Annotated in this window: 18 protein-coding genes; 12 read left to right on the top strand and 6 right to left on the bottom strand. The window is 64.0% G+C overall.

Going from position 1 to position 18,026, the window contains the following annotated elements; all coding sequences use genetic code 11:
- Nucleotides 1-91 precede the first annotated feature (91 nt).
- Nucleotides 92-514 (bottom strand): large conductance mechanosensitive channel protein MscL, encoded by a 423-nt coding sequence (mscL, locus tag JT360_RS10965; RefSeq protein ID WP_214471686.1) that lies wholly within the window; start codon nucleotides 512-514, stop codon nucleotides 92-94.
- Between the two features lie 274 nt (nucleotides 515-788).
- Between mscL and JT360_RS10960 the strand changes: the two genes are divergently transcribed.
- A complete protein-coding gene (locus JT360_RS10960; RefSeq protein WP_214471602.1) occupies nucleotides 789-4,277 on the top strand; it encodes a PAS domain-containing hybrid sensor histidine kinase/response regulator in 3,489 nt (1,162 codons plus the stop codon).
- Nucleotides 4,278-4,297: 20 nt separating this feature from the next.
- Here the strand turns inward: JT360_RS10960 and JT360_RS10955 are convergent, their stop codons facing one another.
- Nucleotides 4,298-4,930, bottom strand: a complete 633-nt coding sequence (locus tag JT360_RS10955) for a TetR/AcrR family transcriptional regulator (RefSeq protein ID WP_214471601.1) — start codon at nucleotides 4,928-4,930, stop codon at nucleotides 4,298-4,300.
- A gap of 93 nt (nucleotides 4,931-5,023) precedes the next feature.
- On the opposite strand from JT360_RS10955, the gene JT360_RS10950 reads away from it, so the two are divergent.
- Nucleotides 5,024-5,680 (top strand): O-methyltransferase, encoded by a 657-nt coding sequence (locus JT360_RS10950; protein ID WP_214471599.1) that lies wholly within the window; start codon nucleotides 5,024-5,026, stop codon nucleotides 5,678-5,680.
- A 131-nt stretch (nucleotides 5,681-5,811) separates the two neighbouring features.
- Entirely contained in the window at nucleotides 5,812-7,119 is a 1,308-nt protein-coding gene (locus JT360_RS10945) for an MDR family MFS transporter (RefSeq protein ID WP_250888716.1), read from the top strand.
- A gap of 28 nt (nucleotides 7,120-7,147) precedes the next feature.
- Here the strand turns inward: JT360_RS10945 and JT360_RS10940 are convergent, their stop codons facing one another.
- Complete coding sequence (locus tag JT360_RS10940; protein ID WP_214471598.1) at nucleotides 7,148-7,807, bottom strand: response regulator transcription factor; 660 nt, start codon at nucleotides 7,805-7,807, stop codon at nucleotides 7,148-7,150.
- Between the two features lie 122 nt (nucleotides 7,808-7,929).
- Nucleotides 7,930-8,364, bottom strand: coding sequence for a hypothetical protein (locus JT360_RS10935; protein WP_214471597.1), 435 nt, complete (start codon nucleotides 8,362-8,364; stop codon nucleotides 7,930-7,932).
- 107 nt (nucleotides 8,365-8,471) lie between these two features.
- Between JT360_RS10935 and JT360_RS10930 the strand changes: the two genes are divergently transcribed.
- Nucleotides 8,472-8,822 carry a DUF952 domain-containing protein gene (locus tag JT360_RS10930; RefSeq protein WP_214471596.1) on the top strand — a complete coding sequence of 117 codons (351 nt, stop codon included), beginning with the start codon at nucleotides 8,472-8,474 and terminating at the stop codon, nucleotides 8,820-8,822.
- On the top strand, nucleotides 8,819-9,898 hold the full coding sequence (locus tag JT360_RS10925) for a quinone-dependent dihydroorotate dehydrogenase (protein ID WP_214471595.1): 1,080 nt from the start codon (nucleotides 8,819-8,821) through the stop codon (nucleotides 9,896-9,898). Before JT360_RS10930 ends, JT360_RS10925 begins: the two co-directional genes overlap by 4 nt.
- Here JT360_RS10925 and JT360_RS10920 read toward each other — a convergent pair.
- Complete coding sequence (locus tag JT360_RS10920; RefSeq protein ID WP_214471594.1) at nucleotides 9,891-11,231, bottom strand: MATE family efflux transporter; 1,341 nt, start codon at nucleotides 11,229-11,231, stop codon at nucleotides 9,891-9,893. The two genes, JT360_RS10925 and JT360_RS10920, sit on opposite strands and share 8 nt — an antisense overlap.
- A gap of 129 nt (nucleotides 11,232-11,360) precedes the next feature.
- Between JT360_RS10920 and JT360_RS10915 the strand changes: the two genes are divergently transcribed.
- Nucleotides 11,361-12,263, top strand: a complete 903-nt coding sequence (locus tag JT360_RS10915; protein WP_214471593.1) for a histone deacetylase family protein — start codon at nucleotides 11,361-11,363, stop codon at nucleotides 12,261-12,263.
- Nucleotides 12,264-12,280: 17 nt separating this feature from the next.
- Here the strand turns inward: JT360_RS10915 and JT360_RS10910 are convergent, their stop codons facing one another.
- Nucleotides 12,281-12,544 (bottom strand): DUF6460 domain-containing protein, encoded by a 264-nt coding sequence (locus tag JT360_RS10910; protein ID WP_214471592.1) that lies wholly within the window; start codon nucleotides 12,542-12,544, stop codon nucleotides 12,281-12,283.
- Nucleotides 12,545-13,020: 476 nt separating this feature from the next.
- On the opposite strand from JT360_RS10910, the gene JT360_RS10905 reads away from it, so the two are divergent.
- The 6 genes from JT360_RS10905 (at nucleotide 13,021) to JT360_RS10880 (ending at nucleotide 18,010) form a co-directional block, all read left to right on the top strand.
- A complete protein-coding gene (locus JT360_RS10905; protein ID WP_214471590.1) occupies nucleotides 13,021-13,638 on the top strand; it encodes an outer membrane protein in 618 nt (205 codons plus the stop codon).
- 181 nt (nucleotides 13,639-13,819) lie between these two features.
- The gene (locus JT360_RS10900) at nucleotides 13,820-14,212 is read left to right on the top strand and encodes a hypothetical protein (protein ID WP_214471588.1); all 393 of its coding nucleotides are present in this window, start codon (nucleotides 13,820-13,822) and stop codon (nucleotides 14,210-14,212) included.
- 49 nt (nucleotides 14,213-14,261) lie between these two features.
- Nucleotides 14,262-14,936 (top strand): response regulator transcription factor, encoded by a 675-nt coding sequence (locus tag JT360_RS10895; protein ID WP_214471586.1) that lies wholly within the window; start codon nucleotides 14,262-14,264, stop codon nucleotides 14,934-14,936.
- Nucleotides 14,933-16,363: a sensor histidine kinase gene (locus tag JT360_RS10890; RefSeq protein ID WP_352127080.1), complete on the top strand. Its 1,431-nt coding sequence runs from the start codon at nucleotides 14,933-14,935 to the stop codon at nucleotides 16,361-16,363. Before JT360_RS10895 ends, JT360_RS10890 begins: the two co-directional genes overlap by 4 nt.
- Nucleotides 16,364-16,490: 127 nt before the next feature.
- Nucleotides 16,491-17,516 (top strand): glycosyltransferase family 2 protein, encoded by a 1,026-nt coding sequence (locus JT360_RS10885; protein WP_214471584.1) that lies wholly within the window; start codon nucleotides 16,491-16,493, stop codon nucleotides 17,514-17,516.
- 74 nt (nucleotides 17,517-17,590) lie between these two features.
- Nucleotides 17,591-18,010, top strand: coding sequence for a GtrA family protein (locus tag JT360_RS10880; protein WP_250888715.1), 420 nt, complete (start codon nucleotides 17,591-17,593; stop codon nucleotides 18,008-18,010).
- Nucleotides 18,011-18,026: the final 16 nt, after the last annotated feature.

The raw sequence follows: 18,026 nt of genomic DNA, 5'->3' as shown, positions 1-18,026 counted from the left end.
CTCTTGAGGGTTGCAGCTCTTTACCAGATGCGAAAACAGAAAACCCCGGCCGCGAACGACCGGGGTTTTGGTCCAGCGATGCCTGGCCGAATTATTTCTTCGCGAGCAGATCGCGGATTTCGGTCAGAAGCTGCACGTCGGCAGGCGGCGGTGCGGCGGCAGGCGCGGGCTTCTCGGCCTCGAGCCGCCTGCGCAGGTTGTTCACCGCCTTGACCATCAGGAAGATGATGAAGGCGAGAATGATGAAGTTCAGCACCACCGTGATGAAGCTGCCATATGCAAAAACAGCGCCTTGCTTCTTGGCGTCCGCCAGAGAGGTGGCGTTGACGGCTGAGGAAAGCCCGATGAAATAGTTGTTGAAGTCCAGGCCGCCGAAAATCGCGCCGACGATCGGCATGATGATGTCGTTGACAAGGGAATCGACGATCTTGCCAAAGGCAGCGCCGATGATGACGCCGACGGCCAAGTCCATCACGTTGCCCTTGGAAATGAATTCCTGGAATTCTTTCAGCATTCGACCCTCCTCGTCATGACCGGCCGTGCTGCCGTCCGTCCTTGCGACATCGACCAGCGACAACATAACAAAAACCTGCGGTTGCAACATCGGCAAAACGGGGAAAACTACCGCTTCTCCTTCCCTGGCGGCATGTTGCCCGGCACCTAGCCTTTGCTCCGGGGTTCTCGTGGCTGCGATCCATGCTGCCAAAGCCGCAATGGACTTAGGGCTCAAGCTGTGATTGCGTTCGCACAAGCCGGATAAAAAGACGGCAAAGGAGGAAATACCAAGCGTGCAGGGCTTGTTCATCGTCATCATCGCGATCGCCTATGTGACGTTGCTGTTCGCCATCGCCAGCCTGGGTGACCGCCGCTCGGCCATTTCCGGCCCGGGCCGGGCACGGCCGTTCATCTATGCGCTCAGCCTGGCCATCTATTGCACCTCCTGGACCTTCTTCGGCTCGGTCGGTCTCTCGTCCGAGCGCGGCCTCGAATTCCTCGGCATCTATACCGGCCCGGTGCTGGTGTTCGTGTTCGGTTTTCCCCTGCTCAACCGCATCGTGCGGCTGGCCAAAACCGAGAAGATCACCTCGATCGCCGACTTCCTCGGCGCGCGCTACGGCAAGAGCTTCACCGTCGCCGCCATCGCCACGCTGATCGCCACCATCGGCGCGGTGCCCTATATCGCGCTGCAGTTGAAGGCGATCTCTGGCTCGGTCAGCCTGATGGTGGAGCATTATACGGGATCGCCGCCCTCCTTCGATCCGTTCGTCAGCGACATCTCGCTGGTCGTGGCGATGCTGCTGGCGCTGTTTGCCGTGCTGTTCGGCACCCGCCACGCCGACGCCACCGAACACCAGGACGGGCTGGTGCTGGCGGTGGCGGTCGAAACCGTGGTCAAGCTCGCCGCCTTCCTGGCGATCGGACTGATGGTCACCTTCCTGATCTTCGGCGGCCCGGGCGACATGTTCGACAAGCTTGCCAGGAATGCAGAGGTGCGGCAGGCGATGGGCTACAACACCTCGCTCGCCACCTGGCTGGTACTGACCGGCCTCAGCGGCTTTGCCATCATCATGCTGCCGCGGCAGTTCTACGTCACCATCGTCGAGAACCGCGGCGAGGCCGAATTGCGCACCGCGACCTGGGTGTTTCCCCTCTATCTCGTGGCGATCAACCTCTTCGTGCTGCCGATCGCTTTTGCCGGCCTGTCATTGGTCGGCACCGGGACCAGCAGCGATCTCTATGTGCTGTCGCTGCCGCTGTTCAGCGGCCATGATCTTTTGGCGATGGCAGCCTTCATCGGCGGCCTGTCGGCGGCAACGGCCATGGTGATCGTCGAAAGCGTGGCGCTGTCGATCATGATCTCCAACGACCTCGTCATCCCGCTGTTCGTGCGCCGCCTGCTCAAGACCTCGACCTCCGAGAACGAGGATTGGTCGACGCTGATCCTCAACGTGCGGCGCGGAGCGATCTTCATCCTCTTGTTCATCGCCTTTCTCTACTACCGCGAGAGCACCAACAGCGCGCGCCTGTCGTCGATCGGCCTGATGTCCTTCGCGGCCATCGCACAGTTCGCGCCGGCGCTGATCGGTGGGCTGATCTGGCGCGGCGCCAACGGCAGGGGTGCAGCGCTTGGCATGGTCGCCGGCATTCTCGTCTGGGGCTATACGCTGCTTTTGCCCTCGCTTGTCGCGCCCGATACCGAGATCGTCGTGCATGGGCTGTTCGGCTTCGAGGCGCTGCGGCCGCAAGCCCTGTTCGGCACGGTCGCCGAACCACTGAACCACGGCGTGCTGTGGAGCCTGTCGATCAACACGCTGTTTTTCGTGCTTGGTTCGCTGTCGCGCGCGTCGGTGCCGCTGGAGCGCATCCAGGCGTCGATCTTCGTGCCAAGGGATGCCGGTCCGATGCCGAGCTTGCGCCGCTTCCGCACCGCCATCACCGTCAACGACCTCAAGGACACGATCGCGCGCTATCTCGGCGTCGAGCGCACGGAGCGCTCCTTCCAGTCGTTCGAGAAGAGCAACGGCACCTCGCTGCTCGGCAACGAGCAGGCGAGCATGGACGTCATCCGCTTCTCCGAGCAGCTTTTGGCCAGCGCCGTCGGCTCCTCGTCGGCGCGGCTGATCCTGTCGCTGCTGTTTCGGCGCCATGACCGCGAATCCCGCGATGCCTTCCGCCTGCTGGACGACGCCACCGAGGCGCTGCAGCACAACCGCGACCTCCTGCAGATCGCGCTTGACCAGATGGAGCAGGGCATCACCGTCTTCGACCGCGATTTCCGCCTGATCTGCTGGAACCGCCAATACCGGGCGCTGTTCGACCTGCCCGACGAGATGGGCCAGGTCGGCGTCTCGCTCGACCAGATCCTGCGCCATCTCGCCGAACGCGGCGACATCCCTGCCGACCAGCGCGTGGCGATGCTGAACCGGCTGACCAGCTTCGTCAGCCCCTGGCAGATGGAGCTGAAGACCAGCGGCCGCATCCTGGAACTGCGGTCCAACCCGATGCCGGACGGCGGCATCGTCGCCACCTATGCCGACATTTCCGGGCGCGTCGAGCAGGATCTGGCGCTGAAGCGCGCCAATGAATCGCTGGAACAGCGCGTCAAGACCCGCACCATCGAGCTGACCCGGGTCAACGAGGAACTGGCGCAGGCGCAGATGCTGGCCGAGGAGGCCAATCTCGGCAAGACACGCTTCCTCGCCGCCGCCGGCCACGACATCCTGCAGCCGTTGAACGCGGCCCGGCTCTACTGCTCCTCGCTGATCGAGAAGGCCGGCAAGGGGCCGGCCGGCAAGGCGGCGGTCAACATCGAATCCTCGCTGGAATCGGTCGAGACCATTCTGGGCGCCGTGCTCGACATATCCCGCCTCGATGCCGGCGCGATGAAGCCGGACGATACCGCCTTCAACCTCGATGGATTGCTGCGCCAGATCGGCAATGATTTTCGGCCGATGGCCGCCGAGAAAAAGCTCGGCCTGACGATCATGCCGTCATCGCTGACGGTGGCCACCGACCGCAACCTGTTGCGCCGCCTGATCCAGAACCTCGTGTCCAACGCGATTAAATATACCCGCCACGGCCGCATCCTGGTCGGTGTGCGGCGGCGCGGCGAACTGGCGGAAATCCAGGTGATCGACACCGGCATCGGCATTGCCGGCGACAAGCTGAACACGGTCTTTCGCGAATTCACCCGGCTGGATGAAGGCGCGCGCGAAGCCGAGGGCCTCGGCCTTGGTCTCTCCATCGTCGACCGCATCGCCCGGGTGCTGCGCCTGGAGATCCGCATCTTTTCCAATCCGGGCAAGGGCACGCGCTTTTCCGTCATCCTGCCCGTCGCGGCGGTGCAGAAGCCGCGACGCGAGGTCGAAACCAAGGTTCCCTCGCGCGCCGCGGCTTCGCTGGCCGGGCTGCGCGTACTCTGCATCGACAACGACGCCCGCATCCTCGAAGGCATGCGGCTGTTGCTCGAAGGCTGGGGATGCAATGTCGACACGGTGTCCGGCTCAAGGGATCTGGAGAATGCCAGGCTCCACCGCCCGGATATCGTGCTTGCCGACTACCATCTCGACGGCGAAACCGGTCTCGACATCATCGCCACGCTGCGCACGGCCCATGGCGACGACCTGCCGGCTGTGCTGGTCACAGCCGACCGTTCCAATGAGGTGCGGGCAGCAGCAAGCCAGCTCGACGTTCCGGTGATCAACAAACCGCTGAAACCGGCGGTGCTGCGCTCGATGATGGCCAGGGTCAGGCCACTGGCGTCAGCTGCCGAATAACCGCCAAGGCGCCACACCTGTCAGCGATGGCCGAGGCTTTCAAGGTAAGCGCAGAACATATCGGCCATCGCGTCGGCATAGGTTTTGATCTCGGCTGATGTTCGCGGACTTCCCGAAAAATCCTTTCCCACCGCGCTGAGCGTCGTTGTGATCAGATCGCCAGCCAGGGCACGGGCGGCTTCCGGGGCCTCAGGCAGCGCCTCCCGCAGGAATGCCTGGACGGTGCGCTCTCCCGAGGCTTTCGCCTCGTGGGCCTCTGGCGCGTCGCGATAGAGCGGTGCGGCATCGCTGAGCGCCACGCGCACGGCGGCCTCTTCGCATTCGGAGCGGATGAAGGCGTGGACAAGGGCACGCAGCCGTTCGAGAGGCGGCTTCCGATCGTCCTCGAGTATGGTGCGCAGCAAGCCACCCGTCTGCCGCCATTCGTCGCTTTGCAGCCTGAACAGGAGCGCGGCCTTGTTGGGGAAATACTGGTAGAGCGAGCCGACGCTGACGCCAGCCTTTTCGGCCACGCGCGTGGTGGTGAAACGCTGCGCGCCTTCGCTCGCCAAAACCTGAACAGCAGCTTCCAATATCGCCGCGACAAGGTCGGTGGCACGAGCCTGTTTGGGCTGTTTTCGTGAGGAAATCGAAAGGCTTGGACGTCCCGTCATGTCTCGGCTCGGCAATGCGAATTGGAAACCTGAAGGATTATTCGTATTTTTCAGCACAACACAAGCACACAGCATTTTCGATCGGAGACTTTCATGACGACGCTGACCAACACCCCACTGGCACCCCTGCTGGCCCGCCTGTTCAAGGAAGCCAATGCGGCGACCAGTCCGGCGATGGCTGCGCTCTCGCACGAGGAGCGGGCGCGCCTGCTGCGCAGCAAGACCGAATATGTCGATTTCTACGGACGGCTGAAGGACCTCTGGCTCGCGATCTCGCCGGAAACCGGCACGCTGCTCTACATGCTGGCGCGCAGCAGCGGCGCGCGCATCATCATCGAATTCGGCACCTCGTTCGGCATCTCGACGCTCTATCTGGCGGCAGCACTGCGGGACAATGGCGGTGGCCGCCTGATCACCACCGAGTTCGAGCCGTCCAAGGTGATGCGGGCCAAGGCCAATTTGACCGAGGGCGGCTTGATCGACCTGGTGGAGATCCGCGAGGGCGACGCGCTGCAGACGCTGAGCGCCGATTTGCCAGATACGATCGACCTGCTGCTGCTCGACGGCGCCAAGGCGATCTACCCGGAGATCCTGAGCCTCGTCGAGAGCCGCCTGAGGCCAGGCGCGCTGGTCATCGCCGACAATGCCGATTTTTCGCCCGAATATCTGGAGCGCGTGCGCTCGCCGTCATCGGGCTACATGTCCACGCCGTTCGGCGAGGACGTCGAGCTGTCCGTGCGGCTCGGCTGAACGGCCCCATCGCCGCGCAGGGTTCAACCACGCGGCTCAAACTTTCCATGTCGCTCCGGGCGGCCGTAGGCGTTCACGTCAACCAACGCGCAATCTCAGGGCTTTCGACGCCTCCATGCGCAGGTAATGTCATGATCAACACATTTCTCTCCTCCTGGCGGGCTGCCCCGCGTCCAGCCCTGTTGGGGCTTCTGCTGTCTTTCTGTGCGGGTTTCGCCGACGGCGCACTCGTGCCTTTCTTTCCGCTCTGGGCCAGCAGCGAGGCCGCCATTCCTGTCGGCGCGATCGGCCTGCTGTTCGGCTGCTACGCCGGCGGCGAATTGCTGGCGGCACCGCTGATCGGCGGCATTGCCGACCGGGTCGGCAGGCGGCCGGTGCTGATCGCGTCGTCGCTCGGCGTCGGGGCCGGCTTCCTGGCCCTGTTCTTCGTACATGGCGTAGCCGCCACCGCGATCGTGCTGCTTTTGACAGGCATGTGCGAGTCGGTGCTTCACCCGACGATCCTGACCGCGATCGCCGATGTGACGTCGCCATCGGCCCATCCCCGCTGGTTCGGCCTGGCGCGCGTAAGTTCAAGCGCTGGGCAGATCCTGGGACCGGCCTGCGGCGCCCTGTTGGCGCTGCTGTCGCTGCGCAGCGTCTTTCTCGCCGGCGGCACGGTGCTTGTGCTGGGCGGGATGGTGATGCTGCTCGCCCTGGACGAGACGATCGGCGTCGGCCGCGCCACCGGCGACGATCGCCACGACGCTGAGGACGAGGAAGCCGAGGAAGAGGGCCTGTCCGCGCTGCTGCCGGCGTTTCGCGACGGCCGGCTGGCGAAGCTGCTGCTGTGGGTCGTGCTGTTCGAGGTCGCCGGCAACTGGATCGAGGCCGTCATCCCACTCTATGCGCATGATGCCGGGACGCTGACACCATCAGGCGTGGGCGCGCTGTTCGCCTATGCCGCCGCCTTGACGGTCGGCCTGCAGATGCTGGTCAGCCGCGTGGTTGAGGCACGGTCCGCTCTGTGGCTGACGGTTGGTGCCGGCCTTGCGACGATACTCGCCTTCGCGCTGCTGGCCGCCTCGCCTGCGATGATGATGCTGGTCGGAGCCGTCAGCCTGTGCTCGATTGGCCAGATGCTGGTCGGGCCGCTGGTGCCGACCGCCGTCAATGCGCTGGCGCCACCCGCGCGGCGGGCTTCCTACATGGCCGCTTCCTCGGTAGCAGTCGACCTCAAGGACTCGCTTGGGCCCTCGATCGGCACGGCGCTTTACGCGCTGGCACCGCGCCTGCCCTGGATAGCCGGCATTCCGCTGGTGGCGATTGCATCGCTCGGCCTTGGCGCTGCCATCGGCCGCGCGCGGCGGGCCTCAAGTGCAGGGGCTTCCAATCGCGGCACTGGCCCGGAAGCGCTTAAGGCGGAGTCCAATGACCTGCTCGTCGAGCCCGGTAACTGAATAGCCGAAAAGGCCGGGGAACGGGTACTCAGCTCGCCGGCTGCAACGGGTCGCTGCCAATCTTGGACAAAAGGATCACCGCTTGGGTGCGGCTATCGACGCCGAGCTTCTGCAGGATGGCCGAGACATGCGCCTTGATCGTCGCCTCGGAGACGCCGAGCTCATAGGCGATCTGCTTGTTGAGCAGGCCCTCGGCCAGCATGCCGAGCACGCGGGTCTGCTGCGGCGTCAGCGCCTGCAGCCGTTTGATCAGGTCCGATATTTCGGGATCGCGCTCGACGCCGAGATCGACGCCGGCGGGCGCGGCGATATCGCCGGCAAGCACCGACTGCACCGCGCTGCGGATCTCCTCCATGCTGGCCGATTTGGAGATGAAGCCGGAAGCGCCGAGATCGAGCGCGCGCCTGATCGTCGCCGGATCGTCATGCGCCGAGACCACCACCAGCGGCACGGCCGGATGGATGCCGCGCAGCGAGATCAGACCGGAGAGGCCACTGGCGCCAGGCATCGACAGGTCTAGCAGCACCAGATCGACGTCCTCATTGGCGACGACCAGCGCCTTGGCGCTTTCGAAATCGCCGGCCTCGTGGATGGCGGCGACATTGCCGATGCCGGCAAGCGCCTCGCGCAGGGCACCGCGAAACAGCGGGTGATCGTCGGCGATGACGAAAGAATAGCCTGACGGCAAATGTCCCTCCCCGGATCCCCGATTTACTGCTTTTTGCGGGATCAGCTGGACGATTATGAGGGGCCGCGCGCTGTTTTCAAGCGGCAAAGCCAGCGCGCCGCGTTTTCCCTTGTCTCCAGCACTCAGGTCTTCTGCGAGTTAGGCTGGACGCCGCCGCCGCTGTCCTTGTCCATATCTTTGACGATGCCCATGAAGCCGCGCAGGAAGCGCTCCATGTAGCTCATCGTCTTGTTGAAATCCTCCTCGCTCGGCAGCTGCGATTCGAGGCGGGCGGAGAGCGAATTCTCGAGCTTGGTGACGCGCTCGTCCATTGCCTTCATCGAGGTCTGCAGGCGATCGATCTCATCCTGGAACGCGGCGCGTTCGTCGGTCGCCATCTTGCAGACGAGCTGGCCCGAGCGCTCCTCGCAGATCGACATCGCGCCGGTCTGGGTGTCCATGCGGACATAGCCATTATCTGACTTTTCCAGCCGGTAGCGGTCGGTTTCTTCCGAATAAGCTGAAGCCGCGACCAGCGAAACCAGCGCGGCGGGGATCAAGATGTGCTGCAGACGCATGTTGTCCTCCTTGGCCAAAGCCTGAAATACCGCATGTTTGCGCCGGAAATGGGGAAGACCCTAGGCGTGGCCTTCCCCGCACGACTGGTTCGGACTATAGCGCAACCATGTCACAGATTATCTACAAGATAACCCCGGAAGCGCTTTGGCGCGAGGCCGAAGCCAAGGGCCGCTTCACCGGAGCGCCGATCGATGTTGCCGACGGTTTCATCCATTTCTCCACGGCAGCGCAGGTCAGGGAAACCGCGGCAAAACATTTTGCCGGCCAGAGCGACCTTCTGCTGGTCGCCATCGACGGAGCCAGCCTGGGCGATGCCCTGAAATACGAGGTGTCGCGCGGCGGCGCGCTGTTTCCGCATCTCTACGGCGTGCTGGAGCTGAAAGCCGTCAAGTGGGTCAAGCCGCTGCCGCTTGGCACCGACGGCACCCACCAATTCCCGGCGCTGGAGGGGCAATGAGCGTGCTCGACCGGTTCGGCCAGAAACTGCTGTTCACATTCGATCCGGAAACCGCGCATGGCCTGTCGATCGCGGCGCTGCGCTGCGGCCTGCCTGTCGGCGCGCGCACGGTGCAGGATGCACGGCTGAAGGTGACGGTCTGCGGCCTCGATTTCCCCAACCCGCTCGGCATGGCGGCAGGCTACGACAAGAACGCCGAGGTGCCCGACGCGCTGCTTGGCCTCGGCTTCGGCTTCGCCGAGGTCGGCACAATCACGCCACTGCCGCAGGCCGGCAATCCGAAGCCGCGCATCTTCCGGCTGACCAGGGACGAAGCGGTGATCAACCGGCTGGGCTTCAACAATGAAGGCCATGCGGCGGCCGAAAAACGTCTTGCCGCGCGCAGAGGGCGCGCGGGCATTGTCGGGGTCAACATCGGCGCCAACAAGGACAGCACCGACCGCATCGGTGATTATGAGCGTGGCGTCGCCCGTTTCGCGCCCTATGCCAGTTATCTCACCGTCAACATCTCCTCGCCCAACACGCCCGGCCTGCGCACCATGCAGGCGCGCGAGCAGCTCGGCGAATTGCTGTCCCGCGTCATCGCCGCACGCGCTGCCGCACTGGCGCGGCCGCCGATCTTCCTGAAGATCGCGCCTGACTTGGTCGAGGCCGAACTGGAGGACATCGCGGCCGAGGTCACCGAGAAGCAGATCGACGGCATCATCGTCTCCAACACCACCATTTCGCGGCCGGCATTGCGCAGCACTGACGCCGCCGGCGAAACCGGCGGGCTCTCGGGAAAACCGCTGTTCGAACGCTCGACCATCGTGCTGGCGAAGGTGCGCAAGCTGCTCGGCCCGCATCGGGCCATTATCGGCGTCGGCGGCATCAATTCCGCCGATACAGCGCTGGAAAAGATCCGCGCGGGTGCCGATCTCGTCCAGCTCTACACCAGCATGATCTATGCCGGGCCGTCGCTTCCGGGCAGGATCGTCGCCGGCATGGCACGCTTTGCCGAGACTGCGCGGCTCAAGTCGATTCGCGAATTGCGCGACAGCCGTCTCGATCAGTGGGCGGTCAAACCGCTCAACTGAATGCCGTTTGCACCCTGAGGCGCAGCATCGTCAGCAGGCTGAAGCCCCGCACCAGCAGGAAGACGTGCAAAGCCGCCCACAGGCCGTGATTGCCGAAGGCCGGCGCCAGCGTCAGGAGTGCGGCGGCGAAAACCAGGAATGACAGCAGCATCATGTTGCGCATGTCGCGCGACCAGGTCGCGCCGATGAAGACGCCATCCATCTGGAACGCCAGCACGCCGCTCAGCGCGGTGAACGCCGCCCAGGGCAGGTAGATGTCGGCCACCGAGCGCACCTCCTGCGATGTCGTGACGATGGCGACCAGATTGGCGCCGGCCAAGTGCAGCACCAGCGTCGCGGCCCCGGCCAGCCCAAAGCCCCAGAACAGGGTCAGCCGCACCGCCTGCCGGAAGGGTTGCTCGGCACGCGCACCGACCGCCCGGCCGGCGAGCTGCTCGGCGGCGGTGGCAAAACCGTCGAGGAAATAGCCGGCGACGAGGAAGAAATTCATCAAGACCGCATTGGCGGCCAGCGTCACCGTGCCGAACTGCGCGCCCTGGCGGGTGAACAGCGCGAAGGCGGCGAGCAGCGAGAACGAGCGGATCATGATGTCGCGGTTGAGCGACAGCATGCGCAGGAAGGCGGCCATGTCGAGCAGTTGGCGGCGAGGCAAGGACGGGCTCGAGCGGAAGCGTCTGATGACGATGGCCAGACCAAGCAGCATGGCCAGGAATTCGCCGGTGACGGTTGCCCAGGCGACGCCGGCAACACCCCAGCCGAGCTTGAGGCCAAGCAGGAAGCAGAGCACGATGTTGATGCCGTTCAAGACCAGCTGCAGCACCAGCCCGAGCCCGCCCTCGCCGCGACCCAGCACATAGCCGAGGATGGCGTAGTTGATCAGCGAGAACGGTGCGGCAAGCAGCCTGATCCTGATGTAGACGCCCATCGCTTCGCTGACGCGTGGCCCGGCATCCATGAACCACTGGCCGCCGACGGCGATCAGCGGCGAAAGCGCCGCCAGCACGATGCCGGCAACGACCGCGATCAGCACGGCGCGCCAGAACACCGCCTGTTCCTCAAGCGCGTCGCCGCGCCCGAATGCCTGGGCGACGAGGCCGGTGGTGCCGGAGCGCAGGAAATTGAAGCTGGTGAAGACGACGTCGAAAACAAGCGCGCCTGCAGCCAGACCGCCGAGCAGAGCTGCGTCACCGAACTGCCCGACCACGGCCGTGTCGACGAGGCCGAGCATCGGCGTGGTCAGATAGGCAAGCGTCATCGGCACCGCGATGGCGAGCACGGAACGGTTGGTGACGGCGAAAACTGTCGCGTCGGCTGGGATTAGGCCCTTGTCCAAGGGATTGCCTTGCTGATTGCTGCTTGATCGAAGAGCCGATGTGCCCCATTTTCCGGCCACCGCGCAATCATTCTTCCCGCGACGGCCAACCGAAATCCCGGTCTGGCGCGAAGCCGCCGGACCCCGCTCATGCCCTTGCAGATCGTCCACCACCCCGACTACGACGCCGGTTTCGCCACCAGCCATCGCTTTCCGATGAGCAAGTATCCGCTGCTGATGGAGGCCTTGCGCGCACGCGGCCTGGCCGGACCCGGCGCGCTGAACACAGCGGAACCCGCGCCGGCGTCATGGCTGAAGCTTGCCCATGCCGCTGATTATGTCGACCAGGTTATCAGCTGCTCAGTACCGGAAAAAATCGAACGCGAGATCGGCTTTGCGGTCGGACCACGCGTCTCGCTGCGCGCGCTGCTTGCCACCGGCGGCACGATAATGGCGGCGCGGCTTGCCTTGCGCCACGGCATCGCCTGCAACACTGCGGGCGGCAGCCATCATGCGCGGCGCGCGCAAGGTGCCGGCTTCTGCACCTTCAACGACGTCGCCGTCGCCTCGCTGGTGTTGCTCACAGAGGGTGCCGCACGGAACATCCTGGTCGTCGACCTCGACGTGCATCAGGGCGACGGCACCGCGGATATTCTGAGCGATGAGCCACGCGTGTTCACCTTCTCCATGCATGGCGAGCGCAACTACCCCGTGCGCAAGATCGCCTCCGACCTCGACCTCGCGCTGCCCGATGGCACGGGCGATGCCGCCTATCTTGAACGGCTGGCCACGATTCTACCGGAACTGTCGGCCAGCGCGCGCTGGGACATCATCTTCTACAATGCCGGTGTCGACGTCCATGCGCAGGACCGGCTTGGCAGGCTGGCGCTTTCCAACAACGGCCTGCGCGCCCGCGACGAGATGGTCATCGGCCATTTTCGTGCGCTGGGCATTCCCGTCTGCGGCGTCATCGGCGGCGGCTATTCCACGGATGTGCCGGCACTCGCCGCGCGCCACGCCATCCTGTTCGAGGTCGCCTCGGACCACGCCTGACGGTTCGGGACCATACTCTACTTACGGTAGTTGGCGATCCTGAGCAGGATGAATGCCGGGACGACGATCGCGGCGCCGAGCAGGATATAGCCGAGGAAGCGGTCGATGGCGTGGAAGCCCAGGTTCCAGAGATCGATGAAGAACTTCTGGATGCCGTAGAGCACATCCATCGGCGACCAGCCGAAGGCATTCATGACAAGGCCAACGAGGAACGACACCACCAGCAGCTTCAGGACCACCCTGAGCGGCGAGTCGCCGAGAAAGCGCGTCAGTGCGGACAAGGCCTGTCTCCGACTCTGGGCCGACCCGATTCGGGCCACGATGAAGAAATACGCACTTGGCCCTCAGGCTTCAAGCCGAGCTTCGTCGGCCTGCGAGTGTGCACTGCAATCCGGGTTTCGATCCGGACGTTGTATCTTCCAGCAGTGACCGAGTGGACGGCCGCCGGAAACAAGCGTTAAAATTGTGTAAACACGATTGCTATAATTTATTGAAAACAAAGCACAAAATCGTAATTTTCGAATTTTGCGCAATGTGCGTGCAATTTTCGCCTGCGAGACACTCCACGTCTTTCAGGTGACGGACCGTGCGGCGCCCTGCCTCCCTATCACAGCCGGCGAGAGCCGGCCTCCAGAAACGCGCAACCGTCGCTGAAAGCCACAATATCGGAGCCCTGATCGCCCCAACGGTCGTGCTCCCCGGGAATTAACCTGCGCATCGATTTTGTCGGATGCGCGTTTGTGTTGGAGTAATGCTCGTGTTCTCTCAAGCAAAGATCGTCCTCACGGCGGGTGCCATCGCCTTTTGCCTTCTCGGGCCGGCGATGGCCGCCGACCTTCCACCCACGTACAACGAGCCTCCCGCCTTCCAGTGGAGCGGCGCCTATGTCGGCGTCCATGGCGGCACGGCGTTCACGAAGATGCCAAATCCGTTCGCCGGCCGAAACGGCTTCAGCGGCGGCGTCCAAGCCGGCTACAACCAGCAGATGGGTCCTGCCGTTCTCGGTGCCGAGATCGAGGGCTCCTATCTCGGCGGCGCCGAACACAGCGTCCAGGGCGGCAAGATCAAGGAGAAATGGCGCGGTGCCGCCAAGGCCAAGGCAGGATTGAGCTTCGACCAGACGCTGCTGTTTGGAACCGGCGGCGTGGCCCTGACCAAGTTCGACAAGGGTGACAACGTCAGCAGCAGCGATGGATGGAAGGTCGGCTACCTCTTGGGTGCCGGCATCGAGCAGGGTTTTGCAGGCGGACTGTCCGCCAAGGTCGAGTACGACTATGTCCGCACCCCCGGCGTCGAGACGACCTCGACCCTTGGCAAATCCAAGACGGCGATCGGCAGCCACGAGCTGAAGGCCGGCATCAACTACCGGTTCTAGGACAGGGCAAGTTGGACTGCGCGGTGCTCGCCGGAGCAACGCGCAGTCGCCTATTTCGATGTGCGGCGGCATGCAGGACGCCGGCTTTCCGCAGTGGATCCTGTTCCCGCGCGTCCCCGCAATGTCGATGCAATCTTCGCGATCTAGGTCCCGTGCGTAAATTTCACGACGGGAATCAACTATGTCCATGCACGGTTCAGACCATCTTATTCGAGCCTCGAAGGCATTTTTCGTCGCAATCGTGCTGGCGCTGACCGGCTGTGCCTCCGACGTCATGAAGAACTATGTCGGGCAGCCGGTCGAATCGCTCGTTCTGGACTACGGTCCGCCAACAGCGATCGTCGATCTCGGCCAGGGCGAGCGCGCCTATCAGTGGCGCAAGATATCGACGTCAGCGGTTTCCGGAACATCGAGCGGCGAGGTTCGTCACACAAAGCACGGAACCGTCTATGAAGAGACCGAGACGCCCGGCTATATCGAGCGTCAGGAATGCTTCTACACATTCTACGCCCGCGCTTCCGGCAACCGCTGGTTCATCACCAATTTCCGCCAGCCAAAGCTGGAATGCGAATGAATTCCCCGCGGCCGCATACCCGACCGGCCGCGGATAGAGGAGAATACCCATGCGCGTCCTGCTGATCGAGGACGAACCGGAAATGGCCTCGGTGCTGAAGGCCGCTCTCGAGCGTTTGGACATCATCGTCGACCATGCCGCGACATTGGCCGACGCCGAGGCGGTGGCTCGCCTGGGCTATCACGACGCCGTGGTGCTGGACCGCCGGCTGCCGGATGGCGACGGTCTCAGCCTCATCCCGCGCCTGCGCGCCTTGCATCTGGATGTGCCGGTGATCGCGCTGACGGCGATGAGCGGGTTGGAGGACCGGGTCGCCGGGCTCGATGCCGGCGCCGACGATTACATGGTCAAGCCCTTCGCCACGGTGGAACTCGTTGCGCGGCTTCATGCCCTGCACCGGCGCTCGTTCACCTCGCGCGCCAACCAGACGATCGTCGGCCGCCTCACCTATGATTTCCGCCATCGCGAGGCGCTGGTCGAGGATCAGGCGCTCGATTTGCCGCGGCGCGAAAGGCTGGTGCTCGAAACGCTTATCCGCCGGCCGGGCCGGACCATCATGCGCAGCGCCCTCGAGGAAGCCGTCTATGCACTCGATGACGAGATCGGCTCCAATGCGCTGGACGCGCATATTTCGCGGCTGCGCCGCAAGCTCGACGATGTCGCCGCCGGCATCGAGATCCGTGCGATCCGCAACCTTGGCTATCTCTTGCGGGCGGCATCGTGAAGACGGCGCGCACAGGCTCGCTGCAATGGATCCTGGTCCGGCGGCTGATCCTGCTGCAGGCGGCGACGCTTCTCATCTTCATCGTGCTTTGCGCGGCTGCACTTTGGATCGCCAATCCACGCCTGCTGATCGACAACGAGGCTGCCGTCGCGGCCGTCAGGGACGCTGTCGACAGAGACAAGGACGGCAGGCTGATCGTGCGTGAAACGGAAGAACTCACCGCGTTTCGCGATGGCTTCCCCAATGTCTGGTACATCGTTCGCGATGGCGGCGGCCAGAGCGTGCGCGCCGGCACTGTGCCTGACGTCTACGCCAGGAATTTTGGCGACCTGCTGGGCGAGGCTGATCACGCCACCATCGGATTTTCCGAAGATGATTTGAGGCCAGAGGCCTATCTCGAAAAGGCCGAGACCAAGGCCGGCACGGTGCAGATCATTGCCGCGACGCGGTCATCGCGCGGCGAAACAGACGGCCTCGAGGTCAACATTTCGGCCACCATCGACGTCGCAAGGAATCCTGACGGGAGCAGGAACTGGGAGAAAGCACTGCCCGCCCTTGCGGTCATTGTCATCATCATGCTGTTGCCGATTGTGCTGGTCATGGGCGCGACGACGCTGGTGACGACGCCAGCCGTGGTGCGCCGTTCCTTCGCCGGCCTTGTCGACACCGTGCGCCAGGCGGCACGCATCGATATCGGCACGCGGGCCATGCAACTGCCGGTCAAGCAGGTGCCGCAGGAAATCGCGCCGCTGGTGCACGCCTTCAACGAGGCGCTCGCCCGCCTCGCGCAGGGCTACGACCGCCACAACCGCTTCCTCACCGACGCGGCGCATGAACTGCGCACGCCGATCGCCATCCTGCGCACGCGCGCCGAACTCTTGAAGCAGGAACCACAGAGCGCGCGCCTGCTGCATGATATCGAGCGCCTGTCGCATCTTGCCCAGCAATTGCTCGACCATCAGCTGCTCGACCGCCCGGCGGACCAGCGCGAGATCGTCGATCTCGACGATCTCGTCAGCCGGGTCGCCGCCGACTTCGCTCCGCTCGCCATCGAGGCCGGCTATGACCTTGCCTTCGAGCCGTCGCCTGACAAGGCCTTTGTCGAGGTCAACGTGCTGCAAATCGAGCGGGCGCTCGCCAATCTCGTGCGCAACGCGATCGAGCACGGCGGCGGCAGCGGCACGATCACGATCGCCATCGACGGGACCGGCGGCATCGAGGTGCGCGACGAAGGCCCGGGTATTCCCGAGGAAGAGCGCGAGAACGTCTTCGAGCCCTTCTACCGCTTGCAGCCGCAGTCGCGCGGCGCGGGACTGGGACTGAACCTCGCCCGGCAGATCGCGCTGCTGCATGACGGGACGATCCGGATCCTGACGGGCTCTTGGCGCGGCGCACGCATCCGCATGAAGTTGCCGGTGCGTTCGTGACGATGGCCGCCGATAGCGCCGAACGCATGGTGGCCGGTCGGCCGATGACCCCAATGTCGATCCCCGGCTTATCTGTTTTCTAACCAATTACCGCTATTGCCATGCCAAGAGCGGGAGCCAGGCTTTGGTGGGAACGGGAAAAATCGGCGCGCACCGCGCGGTCATGCTGTCGGTCGTCGTGCCATGCTACAACGAGCGCGACGGGGTGGCCGAGCTTCACCGACGCGTCAGTGCCGTATGCCTCGAGCAAAGCCCTTCCTACGAGATCGTGCTCATCATCGACGGGGCGACCGACGGTACCCGCGAGGCCATTTTCGAACTGGCCGAAAAGGACGACCATGTCGTCGCCATCGATCTTGCCCGCAATTACGGCCATCAGATCGCGCTCAGCGCGGGGCTGGAGTTCTGCCGCGGCGAGCGCATTCTCATTCTCGACGCCGACCTCCAGGATCCGCCCGAACTGCTCGGCGCGATGATGGCGAAGATGGATGAAGGTTTCGATGTCGTCTACGGCCAGAGGGTGAAGCGCGACGGCGAAAGCTGGTTCAAGCTGGCGTCCGCCTCGATGTTCTATCGCTTGCTCGGACGGATGGTCGATGTCGAGATCGCGCCGGACTCCGGAGACTTCCGGCTGATGAGCCGCCGTGCGCTTGACCATCTGAACGCGATGCCCGAACGCTACAGGTTCATTCGTGGCATGGTGAGCTGGATCGGGTTGAGGCAAGTTGCCTTCCCCTATGAGAGGCAACGGCGCTTTGCCGGCACAACCCACTATCCGCTGAAGAAGATGGTTCTTCTGGCGGTCGATGCGATGACCAGCTTTTCGATCGTGCCTTTGCGGTTTGCCTCGCTGCTTGGGATGATGTTCGGCCTGCTTGGCCTGGTCGTGCTCGGCTACACGCTGTTCGAATGGTCCAGGGGCAATGTGGTGCCCGGCTGGACGAGCCTTGCCGCGATCATGCTGATCCTGGGCAGCGTCCAGCTTCTGGTGCTCGGCATCTTCGGCGAGTATCTCGGCCGCATGTACATGGAGACGAAGCGGCGGCCGCTCTACTTCGTCAACGAAATCGTTTCACGCGACCAGCCAGCCAAGGACCGCGACCTGCCTGTCCATCGCCTGCAGGAAATGGCGAAAAGAGCCGCGCGTGGCTGAGGCGAAGGTCGACCGGATGCAACGGGAACGGCATGGGCAGGATGCGGTCGGCTCTTCCGTCTGATTTCTCGCGGATGCTGCGCTTTGGCGCCGTCGGGCTTCTCAACACGGCGCTTGGTTATACGCTCATCCTGGCCGGGCTGGCTGTGGGCCTCGGTGATATCGTTTCCAATGCGGCAGGCTATGCCGCGGGCTTCACGCTTGGCTTCTTCCTCAATCGCCAATGGACGTTCGGACGTGCCGGCGGCTTTCGCCCCGGCGCGGTCGCTCGATATGCGATCACCTTCATTGTCGCCTATGGCGCCAACCTGGCCATAGTGATCGCCGCCATGTCTGCCGGCATCATCGAAAACCCGTTCGTCCATCTGGCGGGAAATTGCCTCTACTCGATCATCTTCTACCTGGGGTCGTCCCGTTTCGTCTTCGTCGGCGGCGCGGATGACCCCGATGCACTGGCCGCAACGCACGTGAAATGGCCCGGAGCCGTGACATGAACCAGGCCGCTGCAAT

Source organism: Mesorhizobium sp. dw_380 (assembly GCF_018588885.1).
In the GTDB taxonomy this organism is placed as follows: Bacteria; Pseudomonadota; Alphaproteobacteria; order Rhizobiales; family Rhizobiaceae; genus Mesorhizobium.
This window is presented reverse-complemented; position numbering and strand designations above follow the sequence as displayed.